The organism is Nocardia sp. bgisy134, assembly GCF_965341865.1.
GTDB lineage: Bacteria > Actinomycetota > Actinomycetes > Mycobacteriales > Mycobacteriaceae > Nocardia.
In genome coordinates, this window is record NZ_CBDQZP010000012.1 from 59545 (window position 1) to 76790 (window position 17246).

The 17246-nt window shown below is 67.8% G+C and carries 14 protein-coding genes; 8 read left to right on the forward strand and 6 right to left on the reverse strand.

Annotation, left to right across the window (positions count from 1 at the left end; genetic code table 11):
- Positions 1-4: 4 nt before the first annotated feature.
- On the reverse strand, positions 5-1009 hold the full coding sequence (locus ACRWNM_RS21565; protein ID WP_431969857.1) for an NAD(P)H-dependent flavin oxidoreductase: 1005 nt from the start codon (positions 1007-1009) through the stop codon (positions 5-7).
- 50 nt (positions 1010-1059) lie between these two features.
- Positions 1060-1233: a hypothetical protein gene (locus ACRWNM_RS21570; RefSeq protein WP_431969858.1), complete on the reverse strand. Its 174-nt coding sequence runs from the start codon at positions 1231-1233 to the stop codon at positions 1060-1062.
- 194 nt (positions 1234-1427) lie between these two features.
- On the opposite strand from ACRWNM_RS21570, the gene ACRWNM_RS21575 reads away from it, so the two are divergent.
- From ACRWNM_RS21575 to ACRWNM_RS21585, 3 genes are all read left to right on the forward strand, one after another.
- Positions 1428-2438: an AraC family transcriptional regulator ligand-binding domain-containing protein gene (locus ACRWNM_RS21575; RefSeq protein WP_431969859.1), complete on the forward strand. Its 1011-nt coding sequence runs from the start codon at positions 1428-1430 to the stop codon at positions 2436-2438.
- 69 nt (positions 2439-2507) lie between these two features.
- The gene (locus ACRWNM_RS21580) at positions 2508-3371 is read left to right on the forward strand and encodes a helix-turn-helix domain-containing protein (protein WP_431969860.1); all 864 of its coding nucleotides are present in this window, start codon (positions 2508-2510) and stop codon (positions 3369-3371) included.
- A 94-nt stretch (positions 3372-3465) separates the two neighbouring features.
- Positions 3466-4485 (forward strand): alpha/beta hydrolase, encoded by a 1020-nt coding sequence (locus ACRWNM_RS21585; RefSeq protein ID WP_431969861.1) that lies wholly within the window; start codon positions 3466-3468, stop codon positions 4483-4485.
- Between the two features lie 10 nt (positions 4486-4495).
- Here the strand turns inward: ACRWNM_RS21585 and ACRWNM_RS21590 are convergent, their stop codons facing one another.
- A complete protein-coding gene (locus tag ACRWNM_RS21590) occupies positions 4496-6661 on the reverse strand; it encodes an acyltransferase family protein (RefSeq protein WP_431969862.1) in 2166 nt (721 codons plus the stop codon).
- 247 nt (positions 6662-6908) lie between these two features.
- On the opposite strand from ACRWNM_RS21590, the gene ACRWNM_RS21595 reads away from it, so the two are divergent.
- Together ACRWNM_RS21595 and ACRWNM_RS21600 are read left to right on the forward strand one after the other, a co-directional pair.
- Entirely contained in the window at positions 6909-8429 is a 1521-nt protein-coding gene (locus ACRWNM_RS21595) for an amidohydrolase family protein (protein WP_431969863.1), read from the forward strand.
- Between the two features lie 107 nt (positions 8430-8536).
- Positions 8537-9475 carry an oxidoreductase gene (locus ACRWNM_RS21600; RefSeq protein WP_431969864.1) on the forward strand — a complete coding sequence of 313 codons (939 nt, stop codon included), beginning with the start codon at positions 8537-8539 and terminating at the stop codon, positions 9473-9475.
- A gap of 244 nt (positions 9476-9719) precedes the next feature.
- Here the strand turns inward: ACRWNM_RS21600 and ACRWNM_RS21605 are convergent, their stop codons facing one another.
- Together ACRWNM_RS21605 and ACRWNM_RS21610 are read right to left on the reverse strand one after the other, a co-directional pair.
- Positions 9720-10055 (reverse strand): histone-like nucleoid-structuring protein Lsr2, encoded by a 336-nt coding sequence (locus tag ACRWNM_RS21605; RefSeq protein WP_431969865.1) that lies wholly within the window; start codon positions 10053-10055, stop codon positions 9720-9722.
- Between the two features lie 323 nt (positions 10056-10378).
- Positions 10379-10891 (reverse strand): DUF2231 domain-containing protein, encoded by a 513-nt coding sequence (locus ACRWNM_RS21610; RefSeq protein WP_431969866.1) that lies wholly within the window; start codon positions 10889-10891, stop codon positions 10379-10381.
- A gap of 323 nt (positions 10892-11214) precedes the next feature.
- Between ACRWNM_RS21610 and ACRWNM_RS21615 the strand changes: the two genes are divergently transcribed.
- The 3 genes from ACRWNM_RS21615 to ACRWNM_RS21625 all read left to right on the forward strand — a co-directional run bounded on the left by ACRWNM_RS21615 (position 11215) and on the right by ACRWNM_RS21625 (position 14804).
- Positions 11215-11640 (forward strand): DUF7144 family membrane protein, encoded by a 426-nt coding sequence (locus ACRWNM_RS21615; protein ID WP_431969867.1) that lies wholly within the window; start codon positions 11215-11217, stop codon positions 11638-11640.
- A gap of 85 nt (positions 11641-11725) precedes the next feature.
- The gene (locus tag ACRWNM_RS21620; protein WP_431969868.1) at positions 11726-13435 is read left to right on the forward strand and encodes a SulP family inorganic anion transporter; all 1710 of its coding nucleotides are present in this window, start codon (positions 11726-11728) and stop codon (positions 13433-13435) included.
- A gap of 55 nt (positions 13436-13490) precedes the next feature.
- Entirely contained in the window at positions 13491-14804 is a 1314-nt protein-coding gene (locus ACRWNM_RS21625; RefSeq protein WP_431970015.1) for a diacylglycerol/lipid kinase family protein, read from the forward strand.
- 783 nt (positions 14805-15587) lie between these two features.
- On the opposite strand, the gene ACRWNM_RS21630 is transcribed toward ACRWNM_RS21625, so the two are convergent.
- Complete coding sequence (locus tag ACRWNM_RS21630) at positions 15588-17216, reverse strand: FAD-dependent oxidoreductase (RefSeq protein ID WP_431969869.1); 1629 nt, start codon at positions 17214-17216, stop codon at positions 15588-15590.
- Positions 17217-17246 lie beyond the last annotated feature (30 nt).

Genomic DNA, 17246 nt, shown 5'->3' on the forward strand with positions numbered 1-17246 from the left:
GGTGCTACGCGGACGGCGCGGCGGCGAGGTGACGCATCGACGTGCCGTCCCACACCCCGGTGGCGAGGGCCTCGTCGTACTCAGTGCGCAGGCGCGCCACGAGCTCGGCGACCGAGGTGACCTCCTCGAGGGTGCCGACGCCCTGTCCGGAGCCCCAGATGTCACGCCACGCCTTCGCCCCGGTGTTGCCGCCGGAACCGAAATTCATCTTCGACGGGTCGGATTCGGGGAGGTTTTTCGGGTCCAATCCGGCGGCGACGATGCTGCCGCGCAGGTAGTTGCCGTGCACGCCGGTGAACAGGTTGGAGTAGACGATGTCGGCGGCGGTGCTGTCGACGAGCATCTGCTTGTACCCGGCCGCCGCATTGGCCTCGTGCGTCGCGATGAACGCGGAGCCGACGTAGGCGAGGTCGGCGCCCGCGGCCTGCGCCGCCAGGATCGACGCGCCGTGCGAGAGCGCGCCGGAGAGCAGGAGCGGACCGTCGAACCACTCGCGGATCTCGCGAATGAGCGGGAACGGCGAGGTCGTTCCCGCGTGCCCGCCCGCGCCCGCCGCGACCGCGATGAGTCCGTCCGCGCCCTTCTCGATCGCCTTGTGCGCGTAGGCATTACTGATGACATCGTGTAGAACGATTCCGCCGTAGGAATGAATCGCGTCGTTGACCTCGGGACGTGCGCCGAGCGAGGTGATCACGATGGGGACCTGGAAGTCCACGCACGCCTGAAGGTCGGATTCGAGCCGGTCGTTGGACTTGTGGACGATCTGGTTGACGGCGAACGGGGCGGCAGGCGCGTGCGGGTTCGCGGCGGTGTGCGCGGCCAGGTCCTCGGTGAGCTGGGCGAGCCAGTCGCGCAGGGCCGACGCGGGGCGGGCGTTGAGCGCGGGGAACGAGCCGATGACGCCGGCTTTGCACTGGGCGCTGACGAGTTCCGGGCCGGACACGATGAACAGCGGCGACGCGACGACCGGGAGCGCGAGCGGAATACGAAGGGCGGGAGGCAAAGTCATGATCGATACTTTCGTTCTGAGTGACGAGTGGTCGGTGATCGGGATTCGCGTCAGGAGAGCCGGGGCAACCAGGTCGGGAGGTCATCGGGCACCCGGCCGGGAAACTTCGGGTCGCGGCGCGCCGACATCTCGATGGTGTAAGAGTTGCCCCTGCCGGGGTTGTTCATGGCGACGATCGCGATGTGGTCTTCGACCTGGTAGTCCACCAGGGAGCGGTCGCTCATGCTCGTCGTGTTCCTGTCTGTCCGGCGCGTTCCCGCGCGGGTCGCCCGAGAGTTCGTCGGGACGGCCGCGCGGCGAAGGACGGCCGCGTTGTGCCGCCGGGCGGGTTGCGCCGACACATCGGAGTGTGCCGGGCGGGATCGGCAAGAAGTTATCCGAGCACGACTCTTTTTTGTCTGAGTGCGACAATCTCACCGTGAGTCATATTCGCTCCGCCAGTCTGCGCGGCTTCAGGAGCGTCGTCGCCGAGCTCGGGGGCGACGCGGACTCGCTGGCGCTCGCGGTCGGCCTGTCGCCGAAGTCCCTCGACATGGACGACGACCTGGTTCCAGGAAAGGTGGCCGCGGCGTTGCTCGAGGTTGCCGCGGAGCAGTTGCGGTGCCCCGACTTCGGTCTTCGGGTCGCCGGACGTCAATCTGTGTCCGTTCTGGGGACGCTCGCCGTCGCGATGACGAACTCGCCGACCATCGGCGACGCTCTCGACTGCCTGTCGCGATACCTCTCCTCGTACGGCCGGTTTCTCACGGTGTCCATGGGTGAGGACCCTCAGCATCGTCCTGGCGTGGTCGGGCTCTACTACGGCCCGGCCACTGCGGCAGGTCCGGTGCAGGCCGTCGACCTCGGTATCGGCTTCACCCACCGCGCCATCACCTACCTCAACGGCGGACCGTACGGTTTGCTAGGCGTCCATCTCCCGTACGAGTCCCCGGTCTCGCCCCGCGACTACGCGGACTACTTCGGAGCGCCGGTCCGAACTCGGCAGCCCCACCCGGCCGCCATACTCCGTCTCCCCGCGGCACTGCCGAATCAAGAACTCGTGGGCGTCAACGACACGATTCGTCAGCTCGCCATCGCGTTCCTCGCCGAGCAGACGTCGACCGGCAAGACGGACATCGTGTCCCGCACCCGAACCGCGATCAGGGAGTCGCTCGGCACGGGCACGGTCGAGCTGGCAGGGATCGCCCGGTTGCTGATGATGCACCCCCGCTCGCTCCAGCGACACTTGGAGCAGGCCGGTGTCACCTTCGGTCAACTCCTCGACGACACTCGTCGCGAAACCGCGCTCAGACTGTTGCTCGGCACCGACCTGCCACTCGGTCATATCGCGGGCATCGTCGGTTTCGTCGAGCAGCCGTCGTTCTCGCGGGCCGCCCGCCGCTGGTGGAAGCTCTCTCCTCGTGAAGTCCGGCGCACGCGCCGCATCTGACCCGACCGGCTCACCGGGACCGGAGTCGCTCCGGCACACCACCTCTCGCGCGCCTCGTACGATGGCGACATGCCACCTGTCGAGCCGGTTCGTGACGCCGCGGCCGTATGGGACATCGCGCTCCCGGCACGGCCGAGCCGGATCGCCGGAGTCAGCATGGCCGCGTTTCGCGGTCGGACTGCGAGTCTCATCGATATTCAGGTGATCCCGTACCCGGCGCTCACGATGTTCATCGATTTCGGTGATGGGCTGCTCGTCGACGACGCCGGTGGCGGGCGGGCGCGAGGCACTGTCGTCACCGGTCTCTCGCTCGGCGGCGTTCGGGGGTCCGGACGGAATATCGACTGCCTCCAGGTACGGCTGTCGCCGGTGGTCGCGCACGCGGCGCTCGGCGCGTCCTCGGAGCTGGGCGGGGCGGTGGTCGACCTCGAGGAGCTCTGGGGGCCCGACACCGTGCGGATCCAGGAGCGCCTGGCTGCTACCCGGTCGTGGGAGGACCGGTTCGCGATCGTGGAGGCCGCGCTCGCTCGGCGCCATGGGACGGGCCCCGCGGTCGATCCGGAGATCGACTTCGCCTGGGAGCGAATGGCATCGAGCCGTGGGCGAATTCGGGTCGACCGGCTGGCGGACGAGGTCGGCTGGAGTCGTAAACGGTTGTGGACCCGGTTCCGATCCCAGATCGGTCTCACTCCCAAGAGCGCCGCGAAGCTGATCCGCTTCGACCACGCGGCGCACCTGCTCGCCGCGGGTCACAGCGCGGCCGTGGTGGCGGTGGAAAGCGGCTATGTCGACCAATCCCATCTGCACCGGGACGTCATGGCCTTCGCCGGGGTGACGCCACGGGCCGTCGCGGTCGCGCCGGGGCTCGCCGTCGACGACGTCGCGTGGACCGGCGCCGGGCAAGCACAGGCGAACCAGCGCTCGTCCGCCTGACCACCCGAACGGAACATTTCTCCAAGACACCCCCGCGGTGCGCTGGCCATGCTGGCAGTCGAATCTGCAAGCGGGACAGTCCCATGGAGGAGAAATGAACGACGTCACCGGCACCGAACGACTGCCGCTGGGTATCCGGTTGCTGCACGCCGCGCGTAAGGCGCCGGACTGGTCGACGATGACGGCCGACGAATTGATCGCCTACCGCGACGCGGAGAACCGCAGGCGGTCGTCTCGTCTCGGCAGGGTGATCACCGGACGCCCGGCAGGCGGCGTCGCGATCCGGTGGCGTGAGGTGACGCTGCCCGATCGTGAGATTCGGGTCCGTGAGTACCGGCCGTCGACCGAAGACGGCGGTGCGCTGCCGCTCGTGCTGCACGTACACGGCGGCGGGTTCGTCGGCACGGCGGTCCAGTGCGACTGGGCCAACAGCCATCTCGCCGCCTCGCTGCCCGCGGTCGTCGTCTCGGTCGAGCATCGTCTCCTCGCCCCGGGCACTCCCCTGTCGGCGGCCGTCGACGACGGGTGGGAGGTGCTGCGGCACGTGGTGCGGCACGCCCACGAATGGGGAGTGGACCCGACGCGGACCGTGGTCTTCGGTGAGAGCACCGGCGGATTGATCGCCGCGGTGGCTGCGATCCGGGCCAAAGCTTCCGGCCAGCACCTGCGCGCGCAGGTGCTGGTCAATCCCGTGACGGACGTGACCGAGACGGCGTTCGACCATCCCTCGATCACCCGGTACGCGGACACTCCGACCCTCGACGCGGCGCAGCTGCGGCTGTTCCAGCGCTTGGCCGTGCCGCCGGGATCGGACGCGCGGGCGGTGTCGCCGCTGCTCGCCGACGACCTGAGCGGGCTGGCCCCGGCACTCGTGGTGGTGCCGACCGTCGACCCGCTGGCCGATCACGGTCGTCGTTACGCCGAACGGCTGCTGTCGTCCGGCACGCCCGCGCGGCTCACCGAACATCCAGGCGCGCCGCACGCTTTCCTGAGCATGCCGGGCCTGGTGCCGCAGGCCAAGGCCGCGCGTGCGGAGATCACCGAGTTCCTCCGGGATCGTCTCGCCGAATCACGTTCGTTCGCAACGAAATCGAAGAAGGCAGGAAGGCGATGACCAGCCCGGCTCAATCCTCGGCGAGCGCACGGTCGGCGAGTGCGGCGATGACCGGTCCGAGCGTTCTGGCGTAACCGACGGTGAGGTGATTGTCATCGCGGTACACCAGGTTGTCGCCGATCACGAGCGGGCAGCGGGCGGCGGTGCAGAACAGCGAGGTCAGATCGGCGTACCGGCCGCCACCGGCGGTGGCCGCCGCTTGCTCGGCCGCGATACCCGCATCGTCGACCGCGACCGGCCGCGTCGGCGTGCAGGCCCCGGCATTGTCGAGATGTTCGGACAGGCACGCGGGCACGGTGGTGCGCGGATCGGGGACCGACCCGAGAACGAGGACCGCCGCACCGGTCGCGCGCAGCCGGCCGACCAAGCGGTTGAGGCTGTCGACCCAGGCCTGGTCGTAGGAGACGAAGCCGAAGTCGGCGCCGTAGCGCCTGGACATGCTCAGCACGACCAAACGGGGGCGTTCGGCCTGTAGCCGGGTCAGGATCTGGCCGCGCCACTGTTCGCATTCGGTGTACTCCCGGCCCAGATACGGGCTGGTGATGGGCAGGTCGAGCAACGGGCAGGTGACCTTGGCCATGGTTTCCAGCCGCCAGTGCCGTGCCGCGGCGATCGGCTCGAACGCCGGATGCCACATCGCCGCATGCGAATCGCCGACCAGGGCCACCGTCGTGGCCGAGTCCGGATCGCCGGAGGCGCACTCGGCCTGTCCCACGTCACGCCACGATCGCACGCAGCCGTCGGTGAACACGCCTGCCTTGTCGCCAGGCGCGTCGGCGAGCGAGGGCGTGAGATTCGAAGGGACAGCCTGGATTTCGGCCGATGCGGCGACCGCGTCCTGGGTCTCCGCAATCAGCTGCCGGACCACCGCGTCGCGCGGGTCGACGCCGGGAGTGGCCGATGCGGCGGGCGTGGCGAGCGTGAGAGCCGGGGCTGCCGCGCCACGGCCGACCGGGGCGGGAACGAGCACGAGCAGCGTCAGTGCCACACAACTGACGACCGCCGTGATCGCGCCGCCGCAGGCGAGGCTGCGTGCGGCCGAGCTTCGCAACGGGGCGGCGAAGCGGGCCGGATTCTCGACCAGCCACAACGTGAGCATCGCGAGCCCGCCTGCCATCATGAGCGCGCCCATCGAGCCACCCAGTCCGAGCTGGTGCCCGAGCACGCGCGGCGCCAGCAGCAATACCGGCCAGTGCCACAGATACCAGGAGTACGACACGCGGCCGATCGCTCGCATTCCACGCAGCGCCAGTCCGCGCCCGACTCCGAATCGCGCGTCAGCGCAACCGGATACGATCACCAGGGCGGTACCGAGAACGGGCAGCACGGCCGCGGTGCCCGGATACGGTGTCGTCTCGTTCAGCTGGGAACACGCCGCGACGATGAGGACCAGTCCGATCCATCCGGCAAGGGCGGCGACCGATTTCGGCAATCGGGACCACACGCCGGCCGACAGCGCGATCATGCCGCCCGCGCCCAGCTCCCAGGCTCGCGTCGGCAGCGAGAAGAAGGCCCACGAGGGCAGCGTGCGGGTCAGGATCAGCGAGATCGCGAAGGAGAGCGCGGCGACAACCGCGAGAACGACCATGTACGGGAACGGACCGGTCGATCCGATCCGGCGCCGTCGCGCGAACCAAGCCGTGGCGGCGATCAGCACGGGCCACAAGAGATAGAACTGCTCCTCCACACCGAGCGACCAGAAGTGCTGAAACGGCGACGGCAGCGTATCGCCTGCGAGGTAGTCGTTGCCGCGCAACGCGAGCCGATAGTTCCCGGCGTACAAGGCGCCGGCGATCCCATCGCCGAGGACTTGGCGGGCCTGTAGCGGCGGCAGCAGTACGGCCGCGCCGATCGCGGTGGCGATCAGCACGACACCCGCCGCGGGCAGCAGACGGCGGACCCGCGCGCCGTAGAACCGGACCAGTCCGACAGCGCCGTCGGCGGCCGCCTCGCGGAAGAGGATTCCGGTGACGAGGAAGCCGGAAATGACGAAAAAGACATCCACGCCGACGAATCCGCCCCGAACCCCGGGCATGTTCGCATGGAAAAGCACAACGGCCAGTACGGCGACTGCCCGCAACCCCTCGATGTCGGGTCGAAATCCTCCGCGCGGTGTCGCGTTGAGTGCGCGATTATCCTGCAGATTCGTCAATCCGCCGCTCGCCACCACCGTCATGGACGGCATTGTTCGCGATCTTGATGGCTATGTCACGGCAACTCACCGCGTCGCAGGCTCCCCGACCTCGACCTTTCGGACCGATAGGCAGATCGAGTACGAGATCGGGATTTTCACAATGCATCGGCATCGGGACGCGGACAATCAATAACTCCGAATAGTTTCATTCCCGCAAATAAGAAATTGGCCTGACTTCGATCGAGGTGGGCTCCGCCTCGTCGGTGACCCACCGTGATAGAGGAAGAGCGTGGGAATCCTCATCGAAGACGCACACGTGCTGACCATGGACGGCATCTCCGGCAGCACACCGGTCGTGCGCAGCATCCGGATCGAAGGCGATCGCATCGCCGAGATCGGCGCCGGCCTGACCCCGGCCGACGGCGACACCGTCATCGACGGGTGCGACCGCTTGGTCGTTCCCGGGCTCGTCAACGCGCACACCCACTCATGGGAGACGCTGTTCAAGGGGCGCTACGACAATCTGCCGCTCGAACTGTGGCTCACCATGAGCTATCCGATCCTCGGTGACAGCCGCGTCGCCCCGGAGCTGGTGCGGTTGCGCAGCACGCTGTTCGCGATCGAATCGCTCAAAGCCGGCGTCACCACCATCGTCGACGACGTGATCGAGAATCCGAATCAGGAGTGGGCGCAGCTCGCGGCGGTGTTCGACGCCTACGACGAAGTCGGCATCCGGGCCAACATCTCCGGGCACGTCATCACCCGGCCCTTCGTCGACACCATCCCCTTTCTGGACGATCTGCTGGATTCGGCGATGGTGCGGCACCTCAGGTCGCTGCCCGCTCTCGCCGACGACGAGTACCTCGATTTCTGCCGCCGCGCGTTCGACACTCTGCACGGCCGCGGCGACGGACGGCTGCGGTTCATGACCGCGCCGTCCGCGCCGCAGCGCTGTAGCCCCGAGCTGATCGCCGGGGCGACCCAGTTGGCGCGGACCAACGACGCCGAGTGCCACATCCACGTGCTCGAGACCAAGACCCAGATGATCACCGGACCCGAACACTACGGCGGAACACTGGTCGAGTATCTGCACAGGATCGGCGCACTGACCGCCAATACCACTTTGGCCCACGGCATCTGGGTGACCGAGTCCGATATCGAACTCGTCGCAGATGCCCGCACCTCCCTCGCGCACAACCCCGTCTCCAACCTGAAACTCGGCTCGGGCATCGCGGCGTGGCGGCTGCTGCACGACGCCGGGGTCAACGTCGCGCTCGGCACCGACGGCTGCTCCAGCAGCGACTCGCCGCGCATGCTCGACGTGGTGAAAACGGCGGCGCTGTTGCACAAGGTGACCGATCCCGATTTCCGCCGCTGGCCGCGAGTCGACGAGGTGCTCACCGCGGCGACCATCGGCGGAGCCCGCAGCGCGGTGCTCGATCGCGTCATCGGAACGATCGAGGTGGGCAAGCAAGCCGACCTGGTGCTCTTCGATCTCGACACCATGGCCTTCACCCCGCGCCAGAAGCTCGACAATCAGCTGGTCTACTCCGAGAACGGATCGTCGATCGACACGGTCCTCGTGGCGGGGCGCGTCGTCGTCGCGGGCGGCGAGGTGACCACGGTCGACGAACGCGCGACGCGCGCGGAACTCGACCGGCTGCTGCCGGAAATCATCGCCTGGCAGGACGATCTGGATCGTCGCAATGCCGTGCTGGCCGACGCGATCTCCGCGGCCTATTTCCGGGCGGTCGCCACCCCGGGTCCCGTCAATCGCTTCGCCGGTGACGAGCGCGCCTGGCTAGCCTAGTTCACCCCGATACCCGCTGGCCGGTGATTACGGCCCGATGCCGGTTCCGCGCGCCCTCGATTTGGTAGATTTCGCTGACGACCGAACATTCCACCAGGAGGTTCGCGATGTTCTGGAACGCTTCCCAAATCCCCGATCAGCGCGGCCGGACGGCGGTGGTGACCGGGGCCAACAGCGGGCTCGGGCTGGAGACGGCGCGGCAACTGGCGGCCAAGGGCGCACACGTGGTGATGGCGGTGCGCAATCAGGACAAGGCCGCGGCCGCGGTCGAGAACATCCGCGCGATGGCGCCGGACGCCTCCCTCGAGTTGATCGCCCTCGATCTCTCCGCGCAGGCATCCGTCCGCGCGGCGAGCGAGAAGATCCTCGGCGCACATCAGCGCATCGATCTGCTGATCAACAACGCCGGGGTGATGGCGACCGGCGAGGCGAAGACCGTCGACGGCTTCGAAATGCAGTTCGGTGTGGACCATTTGGGGCATTGGACGCTGACCGCGCTGCTGATGCCTGCGCTGCTGCGCACTGCCCGAGCCCGGGTCGTGACCGTGACGAGCACAGCGCATCACATGGGTCGCGCCGTCGATCCGGCCAACCCCCACCTGGAAGGTCGCTACGGACCGTGGCGCGCATATGGTCAGGCCAAGCTCGCCAACTTCCACTTCGGCCTGGGATTGCAGCAGGAGTTCGAGCGGGCAGGCGTGGGCGCGGCGAGCCTCCTCGCGCATCCCGGCTTGTCGAACACCAACCTGCAAGCGGTCAGCGTGCGGGAATCCGGCGGCGGCCTGACACAGCGGTTCAGCCAGTGGGCCGCTGTGCACACGGGGATGTCCGCATCCGATGGGGCGCTGCCGCAACTGCGTGCGGCGACGGACCCGGCCGCGAACGGCGGTGATTTCTACGGTCCGATGTTCGTCAACAATGGACCGCCGGTGCGCAAACCGATCTTCCGCAGAATCGGAATGAACAGCGCCATCGCCAAACTGTGGGACGTCTCCGAGCGGGAGACCGGGGTGCCGATCGACGTGTCCACCGCGGCGAGCAGTTGACGACGGTGCCGCCGAGTGGGTTTCGCGCGGAGAAATGCGTGCGCCGCGGAAAACAACCGACGTATGACCACCACAAGCCAAGCGACGACACAAAGTTCGCGTCAAACGCCCCCCGTTCGCCCATTACCCGATATGGTCGTAGCGGCCCGAGAACGTGGCGGCGTTCCCGCGGCCTGACGGGGAAGTGGTCCGTCCTCCCGTTTCGACCTTCGGGAGGACGGACCCTGATCCGCGATTGCCGCGCCTAGGACGCGGCCTTTTGGTACGCGGCCACGACATCGGCGGGCACGCGCCCTCGCCGGGGAACGTCGAATCCGTTCGCCCTGGCCCACTCCCGCACCACACCGGGACGAGGACCATCGGTGGCCGCGGTCTCGATACTCCTGCTGCGCCGACCCGCTTTACCCACCCGTCGGCTATGAGGAACCCATTGCGCGAACGACTCTCGCAATCGCGCGGCGTTCTCCTCCGATAGGTCGATCTCGTACTCGACACCGTCCACCGCGAACGACACCGTCTCCGCCGCCTGCGAGTGACCGTCGAAATCATCGACGACCGTGACGACTACCTTGCGCGCCATACCAGATACCCCACTCCCAATTCGAAACCCACCGACACCTGCGCGATGAACCGGACGCGCAGAGACTCGACACCAATCTACGAACTCGCCGGTCGAGATTCAGCATGTTACGCCCACCTCGTCGTCGATTACACATCGCAGAAGCCGAACGAACTCCTTCGGGCGCGGCCTGACCTCACCGGTATCTCATTCGGTTCGGGTGCTTCGCCCCCGACGAGCGGCTCGCGGCGATTCTCGGCCGCGCCGCCCGGCAGGGCCGCGATCAACTGCTGATCGAACCCGACATCACCCCCGCCTGACCTCCGGTTCTTCCTTGTCGCGGATCAGTGTCGGAAGCCGCTCGCCTGGGTGGTTTCGTCCGCGACCCGGACACCGTAGTGATAGGCGAGCTGCCCGCCGAGATAGCCGGAGACGCCAAGCACAGCCAGGGCGACGATCGACAGCACCAGCTGGCCCCAGGACACGGCGCCCTGCGGACCGCTACCGGCAGTGCGCCAGAAGAAGCCGACGACGAAGGCGGCGGTCACCGTCAGATTGAGGCTCATGTGCAACAAACCGATGCGAAACGCCGTGGTGCCGGTCGGTATCGCGAGCAAGTCCAGCAGACCCACCACCGCCGCGACCAGTGCGCCGAGCACTCCGATCGCGATCAGCCACGTCGCGCCGCGGGCGAGGAACTGCGGGTCGTCCACCACCCGCGAGGCGATATCGAACACCACGCTCGCCACCCACGCCCCGATCGGCACGGTGACCAGGATCGGGTGGAACGGATGTCCGTACGGACCGGCCACCACGGAGACGACCGGTTGTTTTGCCTTCTGCATCTCACTGGTCATAGCAACCCCTGCTGACTGGTATCGGTATCGGTGGCCGCTCGGAGCGCGGCCGTTCGCTGCTCGTTTCTTTCGATCCAGACTCGACAGACGCATACCCGAAAAGATCGGAACTACCGGTTCGACGGAACGCCGACCACGCGGTTGCCACGGCGCGTCGACTGATAACCACCCTGATCGCGCCGTACCGGGTCACGTCGCCGTGAGCGTTCCCAGCGGGGAGTCGCTGTGTCGGTCGCTCACTTCACCCGGAACAGGTGAGGATTCGCGCCCGCTCGCGGGGCGACAATCGGCGGATCCGGTCCGATAGCGATGAGGAGTCCACCATGACGAACCCATCGGGTGTCCAGAGTCCCCCGCCCGCCGAACCCTTCCAGCGGCAGAGCGTCGCCACGGGGATCTCGATCACGGCGGCGATCATGCTGCTCGTACTCGCCACGGTCTCGGTGCTCGAGGGAGTCTCGGCCATCGCCAAGGACGAGATCTACGTCGCGGGCGTCGACTACATCTACGCGTTCGACTTGACCACCTGGGGTTGGATCCATCTGATCCTCGGCGCCGTCGGCGTGCTCTGCGCCTTCGGACTGCTCTTCGGCCGGACATGGGGCCGCTACGCCGCGGTGGCCATCGCCGTGCTGGTGATCATCGCGAACTTCCTGTCGCTGCCCTATTACCCGTGGTGGTCGCTGCTCGTCATCGCGCTGAGCGTGGTGGTCATCTGGGCGGTGACCGCCTGGCAGCCACAGCTGTGAAGCGCCTCGGAGGAGAATCGTGAGCAGGAAATCCCCTCACCGGGACGGTGGACCCTTGCGCGCACGTGACGGCTGAGGCCGATCGATGTCCTGGACAGATGCCCTCGGCCGGTTGCCCGGTATCGCGACCGCCCTGCGGTACCGGCGGGACTGGCTGCGCACGGACATCACCGCCGGACTCGTCCTGACCGCGCTGCTGATCCCCGCCGGAATGGGATACGCCGAGGCCGCGGGCCTGCCCGCCTACGCCGGTCTCTACGCCACCATCGTCCCGCTGCTCGCCTACGCGGTAGTGGGTCCGTCCCGGATCCTGGTTCTCGGCCCGGACTCCTCGCTGGCCCCGCTCATCGCGGCCGCCGTTCTGCCGCTGGCCGTGGCGGGCGATCAGGACGACGCGCTCGCCCTGGCCGGTGTCCTGGGCGTTCTCATGGGCCTCATTCTGTTGATCGGCGGATTCCTGCGGCTCGGCTTCGTGACCGAATTGCTGTCCAAGCCCATCCGGCTCGGATATCTCAACGCGATCGCGCTCATCGTCGTCGTGGGGCAGCTGCCCAAACTGCTCGGATTCTCCGTCGACGCCACGGGTGTGCTCGCGGAGGTCGCCGAGACCGCCAGGGCGGTGTTCGACGGCAGGGTCGATCCGGTGGCGGCCGGTATCGGCGTCGGCGCCATCGCGATCATCGTGGCCATCAGGATGTGGCTGCCCGTAATTCCCGGCGTGCTGGTGGCCGTGGCGGGAGCCATCGCACTGTGCGCCGCGGCGGATCTCACGGACGACATCCCCATGGTCGGCGCCCTTCCCGAAGGGTTGCCGCTGCCCTCGATCGGTGGCGTCGACTGGCACGACGTCGTGCGCCTGATCGGGCCCGCCGCCGGGATCGCGCTGATCGCGTTCGCCGACACCGGTGTGCTGTCACGGACATTCGCCTCCCGCCACGGCGAGGACGTGAACGGCAGCACCGAGATGAAGGCCATCGGCGTGTCGAATATCGCGGGCGGGTTGTTCGGCGGGTTTCCGGTGTCGGCGAGCGGTTCCCGCACTCCGGTCGCCGAACAGAGCGGAGCTCACACCCAGTTGACAGGAGTCGTCGGCGCGCTGGCGGTCTTGGCGTTCGTCCTCGTCGCGCCCGGTCTCACCGCGTACCTGCCCGACGCGGCGCTCGCGGCCGTGGTCATCGTCGCGGCCACCGCGCTCATCGACGTGGGCGGCATGGTCCGGATGTGGCATATGAGCACCGTGGAATTCTGGCTCGCGGTCGCGGCTTTCCTCGGGGTGGTGTTCGCGGGTGTACTGCAAGGGATTCTGGTCGCGATCGGATTGTCGTTCGTCGCCGTGGTCGCGCGCGCGTGGCAGCCCTACCGCACCGAATTGGTGCGCACGGCTGACCGCCCCGGCTACCACGACATCGAACGCCACCCCGACGGACAGCGAATCCCGGGGTTGGTCCTGGTCCGGTTCGATGCTCCCCTGTTCTTCGCGAATGGCGAGATCTTCGACGAGTACGTCCGCGGGGTGGTGTCCAAAGCCCCGACTCCGGTCGAGTGGGTCGTCATCGCCGCGGAACCGATCACCGGCCTCGACACCACCGCCGTGGACGAACTCGTCGACCTGGACAGGTACCTGGAAGGCCAAGGAATCCGGCTGGCCTTCGCGGAGATGAAGGGGCCGATCAAGGATCGGCTCCTCCGATTCGGCGTGGGTGACCGATTCGACGCCACCCACTTCTACCCCACCGTGGACGCCGCGGTCGCGGACTTCCTCGAACGCCAGGACCGCATCCACCCACAGGAATGAGGCGACCGTGAACAAGGACGAATACGGCAACGATGCGGCGGCCGGCGATGTGCGCATGCGACGGTGGTCGGCGCGAGCCGCTTTCGTGTCGGTGTGCTGCGCCGTGCTCGTCCCGGTGCTGTTCGCCGGACTGCTCGGGACCGCGGGGTTGGTGATGGTCGGCATCGGCGGCGCGGTGGTGACGGTCGCGGCGCTCTATTGGTTCCTGTCCCGGCGCGGGGTGCTGCGGGCGGCCGGAGCGGTGGTGGCGGTGCTAGCGCCGATCGTCGTGTTCGTCCTGTTCGTTCGCGCCCAGCTGCTATGGGTGGTGCTGCTGACGTGCGGCCTGGCGGCGCTGGCGCTGATCTGCGCGCGTATCGCGCTGCGCGAGCACGAGCGCGACACGCGGATGCCCGAATATCCGGCCGCGCCGCCGAATCACCCGTTCCTGATCATGAATCCGCATTCCGGCGGAGGCAAGGTCGCGCGATTCGACCTGCGGCGCAGAGCCGAGGAACTCGGCGCCGAGGTCCTGCTGCTCGAAGGGCCGGAGACCATTGACGTCGTTGCCGCGGCACGCGACGCCGTCGCGCGCGGCGCGGATCTGCTCGGCGTCGCGGGCGGTGACGGAACGCAGGCGCTCGTCGCGGGCGTCGCCGCCGAATCCGACGTGCCGTTCCTGGTGATCAGCGCGGGAACGCGCAACCACTTCGCCATGGATCTCGGTCTGGACCGCGCCGATCCCGGCGCCTCGCTCGACGCGCTCACCGACGGCGTCGACTTGCGAGTGGACCTGGGCGCCATCAATGGCCGCCCCTTCGTCAACAACGCCTCCTTCGGCGTCTACGCCGAACTCGTACGCAGCCCCGCCTACCGCGACGACAAGACCGCGACCACACTCCAGACGCTCCCGGATCTGCTTGCCGGACAAACGGGTTCGCGGCTCGTCGCGCATATCGGCGACACCGTCGTCGACGGGCCGCAGGCCGTCCTGGTCAGCAACAATCCGTATGGCAGCGGGGATCTCGCCGGACTGAGCCGCCGCGCCCGGATCGACCGCGGCCTGCTCGGGGCGGTCGCCCTCTCGGTGGCCAGCACCCGTCAAGCCATCGATCTGCTGCGCGTCGGCCGATTCCGGCAACTCGTCCAGCAGACCACCCGCGAGGTGATCGTCGAAGCCGACACCGACACCATCCCCGTCGGAGTCGACGGGGAATCGCTGCTGCTCACCACGCCGGTCCGCTGCACGATAGCGCCGGGCGCGCTGCGGGTGCGTGTGCCGAGAACGCGACCGGGCACGCCCGCGCCCACCCCCGCGGTGGACTGGATTCGCCTGCGGGAGAGGGCACGTCGCCCTAGGCGCGCACCCGGATCACGCTCCGGCGCCTGATGACCGGGCCCCGCGCGGAGACGGTGTGCCGGCGCGAATCAGGCCGCGCAGTACCGGCCTGCCTCGGGCAGCAGGTAGCGGAGCGACTCCGCCCGGCGACCAGCCGCTACCTCGGCGCGGCCAGTCACCGCCCGAGAAACAGTCGTTCGCAAGGCAGTCGCGGCAACAGCCGACAGTCCTCGACAGCGTTTTGTATCAATTCGATCGTGCAACAGTTCGTTTGCCTCCAATCGAGGATCGAATTGCGTACCGCCGCCATGTCGGCCGTGTAGTCGAAGGCCATCCCGGCCAGCCAAATCCGCAGGTACACATCACCTTCGCATGGGCGTCTTCGTTCGGCGTTCATGGCCTGCCACCTCGAGCAACGTACAGGTGGGAATCAGTCAACTTCCGCTCCTCTTCCGGAATCGTCACCGGCCGTATGAACTTCTCGGCCTCATCGGCCACGACGCCGCTCCCACGGCAACGTCGATGGCAAGCCCGCGACAAGGCCGACCGGGCCCGTAGCCCAGACCTCGACCACGCCCCACCGGGTTGGCTGATCGCGCGAGTCGGCAGCGTGTTCGTCGCCTACGGATCGATCAGCCGGCGGTCCTCAGAACCAGCGCTTGCGGGGGCGCGGCTGGACGTCACAGGAACAGCGCTGCGCCTCAGGTACATCGCCGAGCACCTGCTCGACGTGACTTCCACATCCCTCGTAGCCGGGCTTGCCGCACCTATGGCAGATGATTCGTTGACACATGTCCCTTTTCCCTTTCTGTGTATACGGATTTCGCGGCAGAGTTACCTGGATTGTCCGGCGATCGCATCTCGCCAGGTCCGATATCCGCCATCCAGGTTGACCGCCTGCCTACCGCGCTGGGTCAGCACTCGCGTCGCACTGTTGCCGCGTTGCCCCACCTGACAGAAAACCAGAACGGAGCCTTGCGGGATCTCGTCCACCCTTTCACGCAGTTCATCCAAGGGGATATTGCGTGCGCCGGGGATGGAACCCGCGGCGAACTCCTCCGGCGATCGCACGTCGACCAGGTGCGATCCCGCAGCGATCACCTCGTCGATTTCGTGCCACTGCACCGTGCGAAGCGCGCCGATGCGCAGGTTGTCGGCCATGTAACCAAGCATGTTCACCGGATCCTTGGCCGAACCGAACTGCGGTGCGTACGCCAGCTCCAGGTCCATCAATCGGGAGGCCGGGATTCCGCCTGCCATCGCGGTGGCGAGCACGTCGATACGCTTGTCGACGCCTTCACCGCCGACCGCCTGCGCACCGAGTATCGCGTCCGTTTCGGGATCGATGAGCAGCTTCATCGACATCGCGCGGGCTCCCGGGTAGTACCCGGCGTGGGCGAGCGGATGCGAATGGAGAACACGGAAAGGACGCCCCGCGGCCTGCAATCGAGTCTCGCTCCATCCGGTCCTTGCCGCTCGCACATCGAATACGCCGATGATCGCGGTGCCTCGAGCGGGCGGGTCCGCAACCGTCAGGCCCGTGATCGCATCGGCGACCAGCCGCCCTTGCCGATTCGCCGCATTCGCCAGCGGGACCAGCATCGACTGTCCTGTCACCGCGTCCAGCTTCTCCACCACATCGCCGACGGCATAGATGTGCGGGGCCGACGTGCGCAGCCGATCGTCGACCACGATGCCGCCACCCGAGCCGATCGCCAATCCGGCATCGCGGGCAAGAGCGCTCTCCGGTCGTACTCCGATCGCCATGACGACCAGATCGGCCGGGATCACACGCCGATCGGAGAGGGTCACCGCCTCGGCGTCGATGCCGACCGGCTCCACACCCAGCTCCAATCGAATCCCGTTGTCGCGCATTTCGGCGGCGACCGGCGCGGCCATCTCGACATCCAGCGGAGCCAGCACCTGCGGGCCGCGCCCGACCACGGTGGTCGAAATCCCCTTGCGTACGAGGTTTTCAGCCATCTCCACTCCGATGAAGCCCGCGCCGACCACGACCGCGGACTGCGCATCGGCCGCAGCCGCGGCCAAGCGATCGACGTCGGCGACATCGCGCACCACCAGAGCGCGCTCGACGCCCGGCAGCGGCGGCACGATCGGCGCGGCGCCGGTGCTCAGCACCAACTCGTCGAACGGTTCGACGTATTCGCGACCCGAATCCAGCGCACGCACGGTGACGGTGCGATTCTCCGAGTCGAGGGCGATCACCTCGTGCCGCACGCGCACGTCCAGGCGGAACCTCGCCGCGAGCGACTCGGGTGTCTGCAACAGCAGCGATTCGCGTTTCGGGATCACCCCGCCGACGTAGTAGGGCAGGCCGCAGTTCGCGAACGACACATGATCGCCGCGCTCGAGAACGACGATTTCCGCCGATTCCATCAACCGCCGCAAGCGGGTGGCGGCCGACATGCCACCGGCCACTCCACCGACGATCACAACCTTCATCTCGCTCCTTCCGGACTGGCCTCGCCCCAC